This window comes from Bacillus sp. GbtcB10 (assembly GCF_019091365.1).
Taxonomy (GTDB): domain Bacteria; phylum Bacillota; class Bacilli; order Bacillales; family Bacillaceae; genus Bacillus; species Bacillus altitudinis.
Window position 1 is genome coordinate 539,242 of the sequence record NZ_JAGXJP010000002.1, and the last position, 13,605, is coordinate 552,846.

Annotated in this window: 16 protein-coding genes; 9 read left to right on the forward strand and 7 right to left on the reverse strand. The window is 42.1% G+C overall.

The genetic code is table 11. The features are described 5' to 3' along the window. Positions 1–25: 25 nt before the first annotated feature. The 3 genes from KVT11_RS08080 to spoIIID form a co-directional block, all read right to left on the reverse strand. On the reverse strand, positions 26–865 hold the full coding sequence (locus tag KVT11_RS08080; protein WP_017360018.1) for a flagellar hook-basal body protein: 840 nt from the start codon (positions 863–865) through the stop codon (positions 26–28). Between the two features lie 134 nt (positions 866–999). Then, entirely contained in the window at positions 1,000–2,001 is a 1,002-nt protein-coding gene (gene mbl, locus KVT11_RS08085; RefSeq protein WP_007497573.1) for a cell shape-determining protein Mbl, read from the reverse strand. Between the two features lie 185 nt (positions 2,002–2,186). After that, entirely contained in the window at positions 2,187–2,465 is a 279-nt protein-coding gene (gene spoIIID, locus KVT11_RS08090) for a sporulation transcriptional regulator SpoIIID (RefSeq protein WP_008343327.1), read from the reverse strand. Between the two features lie 347 nt (positions 2,466–2,812). On the opposite strand from spoIIID, the gene KVT11_RS08095 reads away from it, so the two are divergent. The 3 genes from KVT11_RS08095 (at position 2,813) to KVT11_RS08105 (ending at position 5,138) form a co-directional block, all read left to right on the forward strand. After that, positions 2,813–3,226, forward strand: coding sequence for a MarR family winged helix-turn-helix transcriptional regulator (locus tag KVT11_RS08095; RefSeq protein WP_026050165.1), 414 nt, complete (start codon positions 2,813–2,815; stop codon positions 3,224–3,226). Between the two features lie 15 nt (positions 3,227–3,241). Continuing rightward, on the forward strand, positions 3,242–4,429 hold the full coding sequence (locus KVT11_RS08100) for an MFS transporter (RefSeq protein ID WP_017360020.1): 1,188 nt from the start codon (positions 3,242–3,244) through the stop codon (positions 4,427–4,429). 109 nt (positions 4,430–4,538) lie between these two features. Beyond that, positions 4,539–5,138 (forward strand): undecaprenyl-diphosphatase, encoded by a 600-nt coding sequence (locus KVT11_RS08105; protein ID WP_008343330.1) that lies wholly within the window; start codon positions 4,539–4,541, stop codon positions 5,136–5,138. A gap of 33 nt (positions 5,139–5,171) precedes the next feature. Here KVT11_RS08105 and KVT11_RS08110 read toward each other — a convergent pair whose 3' ends face one another. Next, positions 5,172–6,563, reverse strand: coding sequence for an MFS transporter (locus KVT11_RS08110; RefSeq protein ID WP_116306362.1), 1,392 nt, complete (start codon positions 6,561–6,563; stop codon positions 5,172–5,174). A 179-nt stretch (positions 6,564–6,742) separates the two neighbouring features. On the opposite strand from KVT11_RS08110, the gene KVT11_RS08115 reads away from it, so the two are divergent. From KVT11_RS08115 to KVT11_RS08135, 5 genes are all read left to right on the forward strand, one after another. Continuing rightward, positions 6,743–7,630: a transporter substrate-binding domain-containing protein gene (locus KVT11_RS08115; RefSeq protein ID WP_041091426.1), complete on the forward strand. Its 888-nt coding sequence runs from the start codon at positions 6,743–6,745 to the stop codon at positions 7,628–7,630. Between the two features lie 41 nt (positions 7,631–7,671). Next, complete coding sequence (locus KVT11_RS08120; RefSeq protein WP_007497584.1) at positions 7,672–8,349, forward strand: amino acid ABC transporter permease; 678 nt, start codon at positions 7,672–7,674, stop codon at positions 8,347–8,349. A 10-nt stretch (positions 8,350–8,359) separates the two neighbouring features. Beyond that, positions 8,360–9,100 carry an amino acid ABC transporter ATP-binding protein gene (locus KVT11_RS08125; protein WP_008343342.1) on the forward strand — a complete coding sequence of 247 codons (741 nt, stop codon included), beginning with the start codon at positions 8,360–8,362 and terminating at the stop codon, positions 9,098–9,100. A gap of 193 nt (positions 9,101–9,293) precedes the next feature. Then, entirely contained in the window at positions 9,294–10,502 is a 1,209-nt protein-coding gene (locus KVT11_RS08130; protein WP_008343343.1) for an ammonium transporter, read from the forward strand. An 18-nt stretch (positions 10,503–10,520) separates the two neighbouring features. Continuing rightward, on the forward strand, positions 10,521–10,868 hold the full coding sequence (locus tag KVT11_RS08135; RefSeq protein WP_034318379.1) for a P-II family nitrogen regulator: 348 nt from the start codon (positions 10,521–10,523) through the stop codon (positions 10,866–10,868). An 85-nt stretch (positions 10,869–10,953) separates the two neighbouring features. On the opposite strand, the gene spoIIQ is transcribed toward KVT11_RS08135, so the two are convergent. Further along, positions 10,954–11,850 (reverse strand): stage II sporulation protein SpoIIQ, encoded by an 897-nt coding sequence (gene spoIIQ, locus KVT11_RS08140; RefSeq protein ID WP_008343344.1) that lies wholly within the window; start codon positions 11,848–11,850, stop codon positions 10,954–10,956. Positions 11,851–11,977: 127 nt separating this feature from the next. On the opposite strand from spoIIQ, the gene KVT11_RS08145 reads away from it, so the two are divergent. Next, positions 11,978–12,475 (forward strand): GNAT family N-acetyltransferase, encoded by a 498-nt coding sequence (locus tag KVT11_RS08145; RefSeq protein WP_008343345.1) that lies wholly within the window; start codon positions 11,978–11,980, stop codon positions 12,473–12,475. Positions 12,476–12,508: 33 nt separating this feature from the next. Here KVT11_RS08145 and KVT11_RS08150 read toward each other — a convergent pair whose 3' ends face one another. Beyond that, positions 12,509–13,039 (reverse strand): TlpA family protein disulfide reductase, encoded by a 531-nt coding sequence (locus tag KVT11_RS08150; RefSeq protein WP_007497592.1) that lies wholly within the window; start codon positions 13,037–13,039, stop codon positions 12,509–12,511. Then, the gene (locus tag KVT11_RS08155) at positions 13,036–13,605 is read right to left on the reverse strand and encodes a MauE/DoxX family redox-associated membrane protein (protein ID WP_039962976.1); all 570 of its coding nucleotides are present in this window, start codon (positions 13,603–13,605) and stop codon (positions 13,036–13,038) included. Before KVT11_RS08155 ends, KVT11_RS08150 begins: the two co-directional genes overlap by 4 nt.

The following is a 13,605-nucleotide window of genomic DNA, read 5'->3' on the forward strand; positions in this document are numbered from 1 at the left end:
TCCTCCTCTCTCTTTCATTTCTTCATTAATACACTCTTCCGATTTCATTCACTGCTTTTTCTAAACTTTTATCATATGCCTGAACCACTTTTTGGTTTGTTTCAAATGCGCGGTAGGCTGTTGTCATTTCTGTATATGATTTCGTCACATCAACGTTCGACAGCTCTGATACACCTTGGCTTAATGTATAGGACATTTGACCGTTATTGACCGCACTTGGAAGAGGCTGGTTATCAGCTGTACGGTATAAATCATTTCCTTCACGCGCAAGGTTTCTTGTATCCATTGCAACACGTACATCAATTTGTCCAAGGTTTTGTCCGTTTTCACTCACGGTTCCATCTGCGTTCACTTTGAAATTCTCACTTTGAACGGTAATCGGCTGGCCCGTCACGGAAAGAAGGGCACGTCCATTGATCGTCAGCTGATTTTGATCATTCAATGTAATGGAACTGCTTTTCGTATAACGAACGCCTTCTGGTGTATTCACAGCATAAAAAAGCGCTGACTTTTGATTTGTCTCCGGGTTGATGGGTACATTATTTTCTACTAATGCGATATCAGTTGTTTGATCCGTTGTTTTTAATGTTCCTTGTGTAAATTGGGGAATCAATTCCTGCATGTATGTTCCCGTATTAATTCCGCCGATCGCCGTTTGCTGCGGGATACTAAAGCCTTTGCCTGAAGATGTTTGGAAACGTCCTGATTCCATTCGGCTTAGCAACATTTCTGGAAATGCGCGCATGGCCCCTTCATCTGCTTTATAGCCTGGAGTATTCGCATTTGCGATATTATTTGAAAGCATTTCTGTCCGCCGCTCTTGAGCGATCATGGCAGATGTTGCGGTGTATAGTCCTTTTAACACGTGCTCACCTCATTCAAATTCTTTCACATGACCTAAAATCATCAGTACACAATCTTCTATGAAATATATCGGCATATTGGCAGGCTTCTTTAATAAAAATCCCCCATTCTTTCTAAAAAGAATGAGGGAAATCATTAGCTGAGTTTACGCTTTGGCAGCTTGTCCATATTATCAAGCATCACGCCAGTACCAACTGCTACACAATCCATTGGATTTTCTGCAACGAAAACTGGTACTTTCAGCTCTTCTGCAAGCAATTGATCAAGCCCGTTTAGAAGCGCTCCGCCACCAGTAATGATGACGCCGCGGTCAATGATATCAGCTGATAATTCAGGTGGTGTTCTTTCAAGAACTTGTTTCGCAGCCTGAACAATGGCAGATACAGATTCACGTAATGCTTCTTCTACTTCTTTGCTTGTGACGGTAATCGTTCTTGGTAATCCTGTCACCATGTCTCGTCCACGAATCGAAATCTCTTCGTGACGTGCGTCTGGGAATACCGTTGCAACTTGGATCTTAATGTCCTCTGCAGTTCGCTCACCGATCAACAGCTTGTACTCTTTTTTAATGTAGTTTAGAATTTCCAGGTCAAATTTGTCTCCAGCCATTTTAATAGAAGAGGCGGTTACAATGTCACCCATCGAGATGACAGCGATATCTGTCGTTCCGCCTCCAATATCTACGACCATGTTTCCACTTGGCTGAAAAATATCCATACCAGCACCAATTGCTGCTACTTTTGGCTCTTCTTCAAGAAATACATGCTTCCCGCCGCTTTTTTCAGCAGCTTCTTTGATTGCCTTCTGCTCAACAGATGTAATGTTTGTCGGGCAGCAGATGAGCATACGCGGCTTAGAGAACAGCCCTTTCACATTCAATTTGTTAATAAAATGCTTGAGCATCGCTTCAGTTACTTCAAAATCAGCAATTACGCCATCTTTTAATGGACGAATCGCAACAATATTCCCAGGCGTACGTCCAACCATACGTCTCGCTTCTTCTCCAACAGCTAATACTTTCCCGCTGTTTTTATCAAGAGCGACAACAGATGGTTCATTTAACACAATTCCTTTTCCTTTGACATGAATCAGTACATTTGCAGTACCAAGATCAATTCCAATATCCCTAGCAAACATCTATATATATCCTCCTTGAAAATCTGTTTCCATAGCAAATACCACATTCTGCCCTAATTATATATTCTATCATAATTTGCAGAAAAAAAGATATTTCTTTACAAAAGTCTTTACAAAATTTGTGGTTAGAAACTACCGATAAGAGGAAGATATATATATCATGTTTATGAACAAAGAACTAAAGCTTACTGTTTTACAGGCTCACCTTCTAAAATTTCTTCTTTTTTATACTTTAACTTTGTGGCTTCTCCCCCTCGCAGGTGACGGATTGATTTATGATAATCCAGTATCTCCTTCACTTCGTTAGCCAGATCTGGATTAATTTCTGGCAGTCTTTCTGTTAGATCCTTGTGTACAGTACTTTTAGAGACTCCAAATTCTTTCGCAATTACACGAACGGTTTTCTTTGTCTCCACGATATACTTTCCTATCTTGATTGTTCGCTCTTTGATGTAATCGTGCACACCACTCGACCTCCCTAAAATGGATGTGAGAAGTGTGAAATGAGATCCGTATCAATATTATCCATTTTCAGCGGCGCTTGTTCGTCTTAATTTCTCATCCATTAGGTAGCAAATGCCAAACACGATCCCTCACCTCAAACACTCTCTTTGTCAGGTTTGTAACAGTGTATTAGCATTGCATAGGGAATATGCTAAAAATGAAGATGGGACAAGGGATTTATCAGAAAAGACAAAACAAAAAATCATTTCGAGTGCCGAAAATTTTCACTTTACAAGCATCGGTGTAACACGTAAAATAGGAAAGGTGATTTTATTTACCTAGATAAATAATGAATAAAGGTGAGCCTATGGATACGTTAAACAGAGAGTGTTTACATCAAATACATCAAAGCGCGCGGCTGCTGTCTAAAAAAGCGAACGAAGCGCTTGCTGCTTATGACTTGTACATGTCCCAGTGGACTGTACTTTTTTGTTTGGATACATTCGGCCCTAAAACGCAAAAAGACATTTGGACCTATTTGAACGTTGAAGCACCGACGATTACAAGAACCGTGACGCGTCTAGAAGCAAACGGCTGGGTGAAACGAGTCCAAGGAAAAGACAAACGTGAGAATCTCATCGTCATGACAGACGATGCAAAAGCAAAGTTTAAAAAAATCAAACAGACGATGGAACAATTTGAAGAAGAATGTCTTTCAGATTTTACCTACGAAGAAAAACAACTCCTCCATACACTTTTACACAAATTATCAACTGAATAGGAAGTGACATACACCATGAACGAACGCATTTGGACAAAAGACTTTATCATGATTGTCCTGGTGAATTTATTTACATTCACCTCTTTTTATGCCCTTTTGACACTACTCCCCATTTACACAATGGATGAATTAAATGGAACAGAATCACAGGGCGGCCTCCTTGTGACGGTCTTCTTATTATCAGCAATTGTGACAAGACCATTTTCAGGGGCCATTATTGAGAAATTCGGCAAGAAACGCATGGCGATTTTTTCTTCAACAGCTTTTGCCCTGCTCACTTATTTATACATTCCAATTGATCAATTCCAAACACTTCTCATATTGCGTTTCGTGCAAGGAATCTTCTTCAGCATTTTGACAACCGTAGCAAGTGCTATTGCAGCTGATATGATTCCGAAACATAAACGAGGAGAGGGTCTTGGATACTTTGTGATGTCGATGAACCTTGCCGTGGTCATCGGTCCGTTTATCGCACTGAATCAAGTCGGAAAAGTAGGATTCCATTCTTTATTTCTTCTCTTTTCGATAATAGTCTCCATCGGTGCAGCTTTCACGATGCTGATTAGACAGCCAGAGCCTGAAAACGGCGGAAGTGTCATCTTTCGATTCACTTTTTCTCACCTGTTTGAAAAAGGTGCTTTAAAAACGGCAGCAGTTGGAATCATTATCTCCTTCTGTTACTCGCCGATCATTTCATTTATTTCAGTCTATGCCAATTCACTTCACCTGATGGGTGCAAGCAGTTATTTCTTCATCGTTTTTGCAGCTGCAATGCTTGGATCACGTCCATTTACAGGCAGACTGTTTGACCGAGTCGGGCCTCATATTGTGATCTATCCATCTATTGCTCTCTTTGCGATTGGTTTATGGATGCTGACCGCTACACAAACAGCCACCATGCTTCTTTTATCCGGCGCTGTCATCGGCCTTGGCTACGGCTCTTTGGTGCCATGTCTACAAACACTTGCGATACAGCACTCACCAGCACACCGTACAGGCTACGCCACAGCAACTTTCTTTACCTTGTATGATACGGGGATTGCCGCTGGATCCTTTGTCTTCGGACTGCTTGTCAGCTTCACAGATTTTTCAAATGTATATCTCATTGCTGGCGTTGTCGTGTTACTCAGCATGGGCGTTTTTTATTGGAGCGAACGAAAACCGCAAGAAGCAAAAGCACAAAAGGTTTCCCTATCAGAATAGGATACTGTTTTAAACTTCACTGAAAACATGCTAAAATATAGGATATTTCAAATGAACAGATAGGTCTTTTGAAAAATAGTTGGCGTTAAGCGAAAGTATAGGTGATGTTTTGAATTACGAATTGTTTAAAGTCATACACGGGATGGCTCATCATTCTGAGTTTTTAGATCAGGCCATGATTTTCATTACGAAAAAGGCCATTCTCGTATATGCCCTCGTCTTATTGATTTGTTGGTTTTTAGGTAATCACAAATTTAAGAAGCATGTCTTCTTTTCTGGTGTAACAGGCATCGTGGCACTCATCGTCAATTTTGCCATTACGCTGTTTTATTATGAAGAGCGGCCGTTTGTGGCGCACAAAGTCGACACACTCATCCCGCACTCAGCAGACGCTTCCTTCCCAAGTGACCATACAACAGGTGCACTGGCTCTTTCACTAGCCATTCGATCCCGTAATAAAAAACTCGGCAATATTTTGCTTGTTTTTGGATTACTGACAGGGTTCTCCCGCATCTGGGTCGGTCATCATTATCCATTTGATGTATTAGGCAGCTTGATCGTATCGATTGTGGTTGTCTTTATCATGAATAAATTATGGAAGTTCTTTGACTCTCCAATTGACCGTATCGTGACATTTTACGAGAACATTGTGGGCAAAATTTTCAGAAGGAAGCAAAAGGACCAAGGGTCAGACCTGTCCAACTCTTAAGCGGCTTGCGATAAAGTATGGAAGACCTCTCTTCTACTTTATCCCAGCCGCTTTTTTCATTGTTTGTTTTCCTCTGACCATACTCGAAAAATAAAGGCTGACGCTAATGCCGACAAGAGAAATCATGATCAATGTCCAGCCTAATTGGTCAAAATGAGAACCTGCAATTTCCTCACCAAACAGCATGCCAAGCACGGCAGATGACAGAATGGAACCAAGGTACCTGCATGTTTGAAAAAGCCCAGAGGTCGTGCCAATCATTTGTTGAGGGCTCGCTTTTAACATCGCAGCTTGAAGCGCAACATTTCCAATCCCGTAACTGAGTCCAAGCAAAGCAAGAACCAGTCCTTTCCCCCAGAATGGCGCAGGAATAAAAAAGAAAGTCATGGCGGAAGCGCCGGCCAGCATGAGCACAGCACTTGCCAAAACAGGATGCCGTTCATCGCCGCGATCTACCCACTTGCCAGTCAGCGGCGATACCATAATGCTCACTCCAGACATGCAAAGCATAAAGAGACCCGTCATCTCCACACGCCAGCCCAATTCATCCTGAAAATAACTTGGCAAGCCAAAAAAGAGACAATAGAAGAAAATATTTAAAATGATAAATTGCACATACACAAGTGAAAGCCGTTTCTCCTGCCTGAACATCCGAATTTGGATAAATGGCTCATCCACCTGATGCTCCCACCATATAAAAGCACCCGCACACACAAGACAGAGAATGCCCTGTACATACTGAATACCATCAGATAGTGATAATAAAAAAGAAAGCAAAAGGACAATACAAACTGTAAATAGCAACATCCCTGGCAAATCAAGCTTTCGGACAGTGTCTCCTATACGCAATTTTTTCTTCTTCTCCTTAGGAAATAAGGAAAAGCCTAGAAAAAAACTGATCAATATGAATGGCAGATTTACTAAAAAGATCGCCGGCCAGCTGCCGATCGTCATCAAAAACCCGCCAAGTGTCGGCCCGAGTGCTGTCATCGCTGAAGCAAAGATGGACAATACCGCTAAAGCAGAAGCTTGTCGTTCCTTCACATGATCCCGAATCAGTCCAACACCTGAAGGATAGATCGCACTGCTTCCAATCGCCTGAAGAAGCCGGATCACAATCAGCACCGCAAAAGTCGGGGCAAACGGCGCACAAATGGCTGAGACTGCCACTAGAACTAGTCCAAATAAAAATAAGGTTCTCCGGCTCATCACATGATCTCCAATTCGTCCACTCACCGGCTGCGTGACCGCGCTGGCCAAATAAAAGGTTGAAATGAGCCAAGATACCGTCGTAAACGACAAACCGAACTCATGCTGAATTTGATGCAAGGCTAAAGAAATCATTGAGGAATTCAATGGATTTAACATCGTGCCAAAAGCAATCGCCGTTAAAAAGACTTTTCGGTTGTTTTTCCATTTGATCATACACCCGCCCCCTTCTTTTGACATACACGTTCTTTTTTGTCTATCTCCTCGTTATTATGAGATTCATTTCCCTTTTTTACCCTAATCAATTCAAGTTCTCTCTCCGAAAAGCAAGACATACATTCTAAAAAGGGCAAGTGTTGGAAAAGCGCATATAAAATTGAGAATATGAGGAACAAATGGTAAGATGCTACACATATTTAAAAGCCTACTTTCTCCTTATACGGAGAACGGCTGAAAAGGAGGAGAAGCTTATTATTAAAAAAAGACGGTTTTGGGTCCCAGCCCTTTTCTCGGTTGCAGTATTACTTCTGTCTTCGTGCGGTTCAAATGAAACAAATGGGAACGGAGATAAACGTAATTCTACAGCGAAAGGGTCGCCGATTTTGGAAGATGGGAAATTTATTTTTGCAGCATCAGGTGAATTCCACCCATTCAGTTACATGGATGGAAACCAGATGTCCGGCTTTGATATTGATGTCGGCAATGCGATTAGCGACAAGATGGGCCTAGAGCCTGTACAGAAAAAATATAAATTCGCAGGCATCGTCGAAGGCGTCAAAGCAGGTAAATTTGATGCGGCCGTTGCAAGTCATACCATCAACGAGGAACGAAAAAAACACGTCCTTTTTTCTCAACCGTATTACTACTCCGGTCCGCAAATCTTCACAAGACCCGGCGCAGACATTCACAGTGCAGATGACTTAAAAAACAAAGAAATCGCTGTCTCTAAAGGTTCGTCCTATGCGGATATTGCCAAAGAACATAGCGGGCAGGAACCAAAATATTACGACAGTGATGTTGTCGCTTTAGAAGCACTAGCCAACGGCAAACACGATGCGGTCGTCACTGATTTTGCCACAGGGGCAGAAGCCATGAAGAAAAAACTAAAAATCGAAGCACAAGAAAGACTCGGGCAAAGTGAGCAAGCAATCGCTGTCTCTAAAGACAATAAAGAGCTCATGAAAGAGATCAATGATGCGATTGATGCACTCAAAAAAGACGGAACATTAAGACAAATTAGCGAAAAGTATTTTGACGAAGATATTACCGTCAAACAGGATTAAAACCACGATTGTGCGCCTTTCTCTAGGCGCACTTTCTTCAAATGGAGATGATTGTTTTGCCTACCTTATCACACTTTTTTCAAACGCTGATTGATTCTAGAGGCGTTTTCTTAGAAGGAATGCTGCTCACCTTACAACTCACTGTCATCAGTATTTTCATCGGCATGTTCATCGGGCTTTTCTTTGCCTTACTAAAAATATCCCGCGTAGCCGTTTTCGGTTATATCGCAAATGCCTATATCTTCCTTGTACGCGGGACACCACTCATTGTGCAGATTTTTATCCTGTATTTTGGGCTGACAGAATTAAATATACCCGACTTTTGGGCAGCCTCTATTGCGCTTGCCTTCCATAACGGTGCCTATATAGCAGAAATATTTAGAGGTGCGATTCAATCAATCGATCAAGGTCAAAAAGAAGCAGGACGTTCTCTTGGCATGGGGCGATTTCTAACCATGAGACGTATCATTCTCCCGCAAGCGATGCGGCGCGCCCTTCCCCCGCTCGGCAATCAGTTTATCATCGGCTTAAAAGATTCATCACTTGCTGCCTTCATCAGCGTCAATGAACTCTTTAACATAGCCACTACTCAAGGCTCCAACAGTTTTGACAACATGACGTACTTACTTGTCGTGGCTGTCTATTACTTAGTTCTTGTCCTGCTGTTAACATTCGCTGTGCAAACCGTTGAGAAGAAACTTTCAGTCAGTGATCATTAGGAGGAGAAGCATGACAGAATCAAAAGAGATCATTCGTGTTGAAAAACTGAATAAATACTTTGGAGAGCTGCATGTCTTAAAAGATATCGATCTCACTGTATATGAAAATGATGTCGTCGTCTTAATTGGTGCAAGCGGCTCTGGGAAAAGCACCTTGCTCCGTTGTATGAATTTTTTAGAAATAAAAAATGACGGTCAGATCATCATTGATGGCAGTCCCGTTCATCCAAAACGAGATCAATTAAACGAAATGAGGCAGAAAATAGGCATGGTGTTTCAGCATTTTAATCTCTTTCCGCACAAAACCGTGCTTGAAAACATCATCGAAGCACCAGTCATGGTGAAAAAAACAAAGAAAGCACAAGCGATAACTGAAGCCAATGTCTTATTAGAGAAAGTCGGACTAGCGGATAAAGCAAAAGTGTACCCTTCAAAGCTATCAGGCGGTCAAAAACAGCGCGTTGCCATCGCACGAGCTCTCGCCATGAAGCCCGATGTCATGTTATTTGACGAGCCTACTTCTGCGCTGGACCCAGAGCTTGTAGGCGAAGTGCTGCAAACCATGAAAAGTCTTGCCAAAGAAGGCATGACAATGGTCATCGTCACTCATGAAATGGGCTTTGCAAAAGAAGTAGCTGACCGAGTTGTTTATATGCATGAAGGACGAATCGTCGAACAAGGTACCCCATCAGAATTATTTGATTCTCCTCAAGAGGAGCGAACCAAATTGTTTCTCAGTTCGATTTTATAGGTCAAACGCCCTTTATTTTTCGTGATTCATGCACGTTTATTCTCATTTTTTACGAACTTTTCATCCATTTATATTGATAATGACCAAAAAACCATGTTAGATAAACTTACATGAATATGTTATATATGACTTTTCTCTCTATAATGAAGAATTAAGAAATCTATTAATTCTGAATGATTCGGGGGAATGCAGCATGCAAATGGGTGATACAGTATTTATGTTCTTCTGCGCACTACTCGTGTGGTTAATGACACCGGGTTTAGCCTTATTCTACGGAGGACTTGTGAGAAGTAAAAACGTGTTAAGTACGACAATGCACAGCTTAACCTCACTAGCCATTGTCTCTATCGTCTGGATCGTGTTTGGCTATTCACTGGCCTTTGCGCCAGGCAATGCATGGATCGGAGGCTTTGACTGGGTTGGACTAAAAGGCGTTGGCTTTGAACCTGGTTCATATAGTGATACAATTCCACATTCATTGTTCATGATGTTCCAAATGACCTTTGCCGTCCTCACAACAGCCATTATCTCTGGTGCCTTCGCTGAACGTATTCGTTACTCAGCGGTGGTCGTGTTTACACTCCTTTGGGTCACATTTGTATACGCTCCAGTCGCACACTGGGTATGGGGCGGCGGCTGGATTGGAGAAATGGGAGCACTTGACTTCGCCGGTGGAAACGTCGTCCACATATCATCCGGTGTGGCTGGTCTAGTCGTAGCCATTGTTCTCGGGAAGCGAAAAGAAGCGGCAAGTTCTTCTCCGCATAACTTGATCTACACACTTCTTGGTGGAGCTGTGATTTGGTTTGGCTGGTTTGGGTTTAACGTAGGAAGTGCCCTCACATTAGATAGTGTCGCCATGTATGCCTTTATTAACACCAATACAGCAGCTGCTGCAGGAATCATCGGCTGGCTGTTAGTCGAATGGATGATCAACAAAAAACCAACGATGCTAGGTGCAATCTCTGGAGCCATTGCAGGCCTAGTAGCGATTACACCTGCCGCAGGCTTTGTCACACCATTCGCTTCGATTATCATCGGAATCATCGGCGGGATCGTTTGTTTCTGGGGCGTCTATTCACTCAAAGCCAAGTTTGGCTATGACGATGCACTGGATGCATTCGGTCTCCACGGAATCGGCGGTACTTGGGGAGGCATTGCTACAGGCCTTTTCGCCACTACATCTGTCAATGATGGCGGAGCCAACGGCTTATTTTATGGCGATCCAAGCTTACTTTGGAAACAAGTTGTCGCCATCGTGGCCACATACGTCTTTGTTGCAGTTGTCACATATGTGATCATCAAAGTCGTCAACATCTTCTTCAAGATTCGCGCAACTGAAGAAGAAGAATCAGTCGGTCTTGATTTAACGATGCACGGCGAAAAAGCATATCAAGATTAAAGAAAAAGGGGTGTCTCTATGAGCAAAATGTATAAAGTGGAGATTGTCACACGTCCAGCTAATTTTGAAACATTAAAGGTGGAGCTTGGAAAGATTGGTGTCACCTCGATTACCTTTTCCAATGTGCACGGCTGCGGATTACAAAAGGGACATACGGAACTATACCGTGGCGTCAAAAAGGAAAGCAATGTGTACGAACGTTTAAAGATCGAAATCGTCTTAAGCAAAGTACCTGTTGAACAGGTCGTGGAAACAGCACAGAAAGTACTGCGTACAGGCGAACCAGGGGATGGGAAAATGTTTATATATGAAATAGAGAACACCATTAATATCCGGACAGGTGAAGAAGGACCTGCCGCCCTATAGCATCCCTCCGCCATATGGCGGAGGTTTTTTTAAAGACAGAAAAAAACCTCTGTGCATTTATCTACACAGAGGATCTGACATGACATTAAGATTGTTTTGTTTCTTCTGACTGACTGCGGTCTTTAGAGGAATCTGAAGACTTTTCTTGATCAGAGGATTTCCCCTTCTCATCAGACTTATCTTCAGATTTTTCTTCAGTCGGCTCTTTTGCCTTATCGTCAGCAGCAGGTTCCTTCATTTTGTCATCAGCTTTTGGCTGAGCAGGTTCTTTTGCTTCTTCCGTCACTTCTTGCGCTGCTTTTTCAATGGAAGAAACAGGCTTATCAATGAAGCTAAGTGGATTAAGCGCTAAACCTTCCATACGAATTTCAAAGTGAACATGGTTGCCGCTTTCAGCACCATATAGATTCTTACCAGAAGCCCCGATGACATCATTCTGTTTCACTTCATCGCCTTCTTTTACACTCACTTGAGACAATGATTGATAAACAGTAGACAATCCATCTTCATGTTCAATTTCAACAACGTGACCGAGAACTGGATCTTTTTTCGCCTGAACGACTGTTCCACTAAGAGCAGCTGTGACATCAAACACTTTGCCATCTTTATCTGCAAGATCAATACCTTTGCTTAAGGTATAGGTGTTATTATAGTTTACAAGTGCTGCTTCTTTTTCTTTTTGATCAGCATCTGCTTCATAGAACTTTTTCACGACAGAAACATTCTCAGAATTCTGGACCGGCATAGCAACATTTTCAATTGGCTTTCCAACTTCAACGGCATCATCACGCTGTTCTTGTCCTGTTTGATTTCCATCAGATAATTGGTCTTTCACATCTTTCGATACAGCTTGATACCAAAGAACGGCTGTTAACACGACCGCTGCGCTGACCAAGTAAATAGCAGGGAATACCCAGCGCTTACGGAAAAATTGCTGAACTTTTGTGATTTTGGAAGTACGTTTCTTTTCTTCCTCTCTCATTTTTCATCACCTCAGCAACATTCTGAACACTTTTCAAAAAATATATACACACGAAATCATTTTTCTTTTTATTTTGCGCAATCGCATCAATAATATGTATGATGAATGAAAAAAGATGGGGGTACATATGGTGAAAACTTTCAACCGCATGGCAACAGAAGATGACCTCAAAGAGATCGTCGATATCTACAATTCAACGATTGCTTCAAGAGAAGTAACGGCCGATACAGAACCTGTTACAGTAGAAGACCGCCGTCAGTGGTTTTTGAATCATTCAGAGAAACGTCCTCTCTATGTGAAAACAGATGAGGAAGGAAATATCTACGGCTGGCTCAGTTTTGAAACGTTTTACGGGAGACCTGCATACAACGGTACTGTTGAAATGAGTATTTACTTGAACCAAAACTATCGAGGAAAAGGTTTAGGGTCACTGTTCTTACAAGAGGCGCTCGAATTGGCACCCTCATTAGGCATCCGAACGTTACTTGCCTTTATTTTCGGCCACAACGAAGCCAGCATCAAATTATTTAAGAAGCACGGATTTGAGACTTGGGGACATTTGCCACGCATCGCAGAAATGGACGGCAATCGGTACGACTTAGATATTTTAGGAAAAGAATTATAAACTGAGCGTCTCTTGAAGAAAGAGACGCTTTTTTTATGAAGCATGCACCAACTGCTCAAATTGCTTCGCATTTTGAAGCGATTTTCTTTTCAGAATGATACCATGTTCATCAATCAGAAGCGCTTGCGGAACAACTGTTACTCCATACAACTCCATAATTTGTGATGAGCGCATATAAACAGCTTGCTCCGGCAGCAATTGAAGAAGCGAGGCATCATCGGCTTGTTCATCTCCATTAATAACAATCACATGAGCATCATCATGTGAAGTTTGAGGCTGCACATCAGACAAAATACTTTTACAAGTCATACAAGTAGAATTCACAAATAACAGCATCACAGCTCGCCCATTTTGCAAATACTCCTTCAAGATCACCTTTTCACCTACATGCGAATAACTGCGAAATAACGGAGCCGGGTCACCAATATCCGCTTCCTTCAATTCAATTCCATCAAGAGATTTTATTTTATTCATAAATCTCCCGATAAAACGGGCAAGCAAAAACACGACAGCCAGCTGGGCAATGACAATTAATAACACAATGATTAATAAAATATCTGTCATTTCATTTTATCTCCTTCTATAATTGATCCATCTGCAATCTGGAATGAGTCGATCCACTTTCGCTTCAATAGCACAATTTCTTGGCTGACCGCTATGATCAAACAGACAGCCGCTGCAATGAGAAAACAAATCATTTTCAACCGCAATGAAATCATTTCAACACTAGGATGTACATAAAATAACCCTGCCACAAGAGTAAGCATCAGCAGATTGCGAATCACAATCCCCCAATGCAGGCGATCGTTTTCCAGTAACCCTCCACAACCGCACGAAATATCACGATGCCCCCTCATTAAATTGAACGTAACCGCTCCAGTATAAATACATAACAGGGCTGTAAGGCCAATTGCAGGCAGGACAGACATGTTCCATATAAACAAATGAACCGTACAAACCAATTCAATCAACAAAAATAAATAAAACATAGGTGCCGCGAAAGAAGGCGGCAGCAGCCGATAAGCATTGATCTGCTGGACATGTGCCTTCTGTTTCCTTGCTTTATCGAGCCATGCACCCGCAAAAATGATTCCTAGTAAATAGACACCTATGAAATAAAAGACACTCAC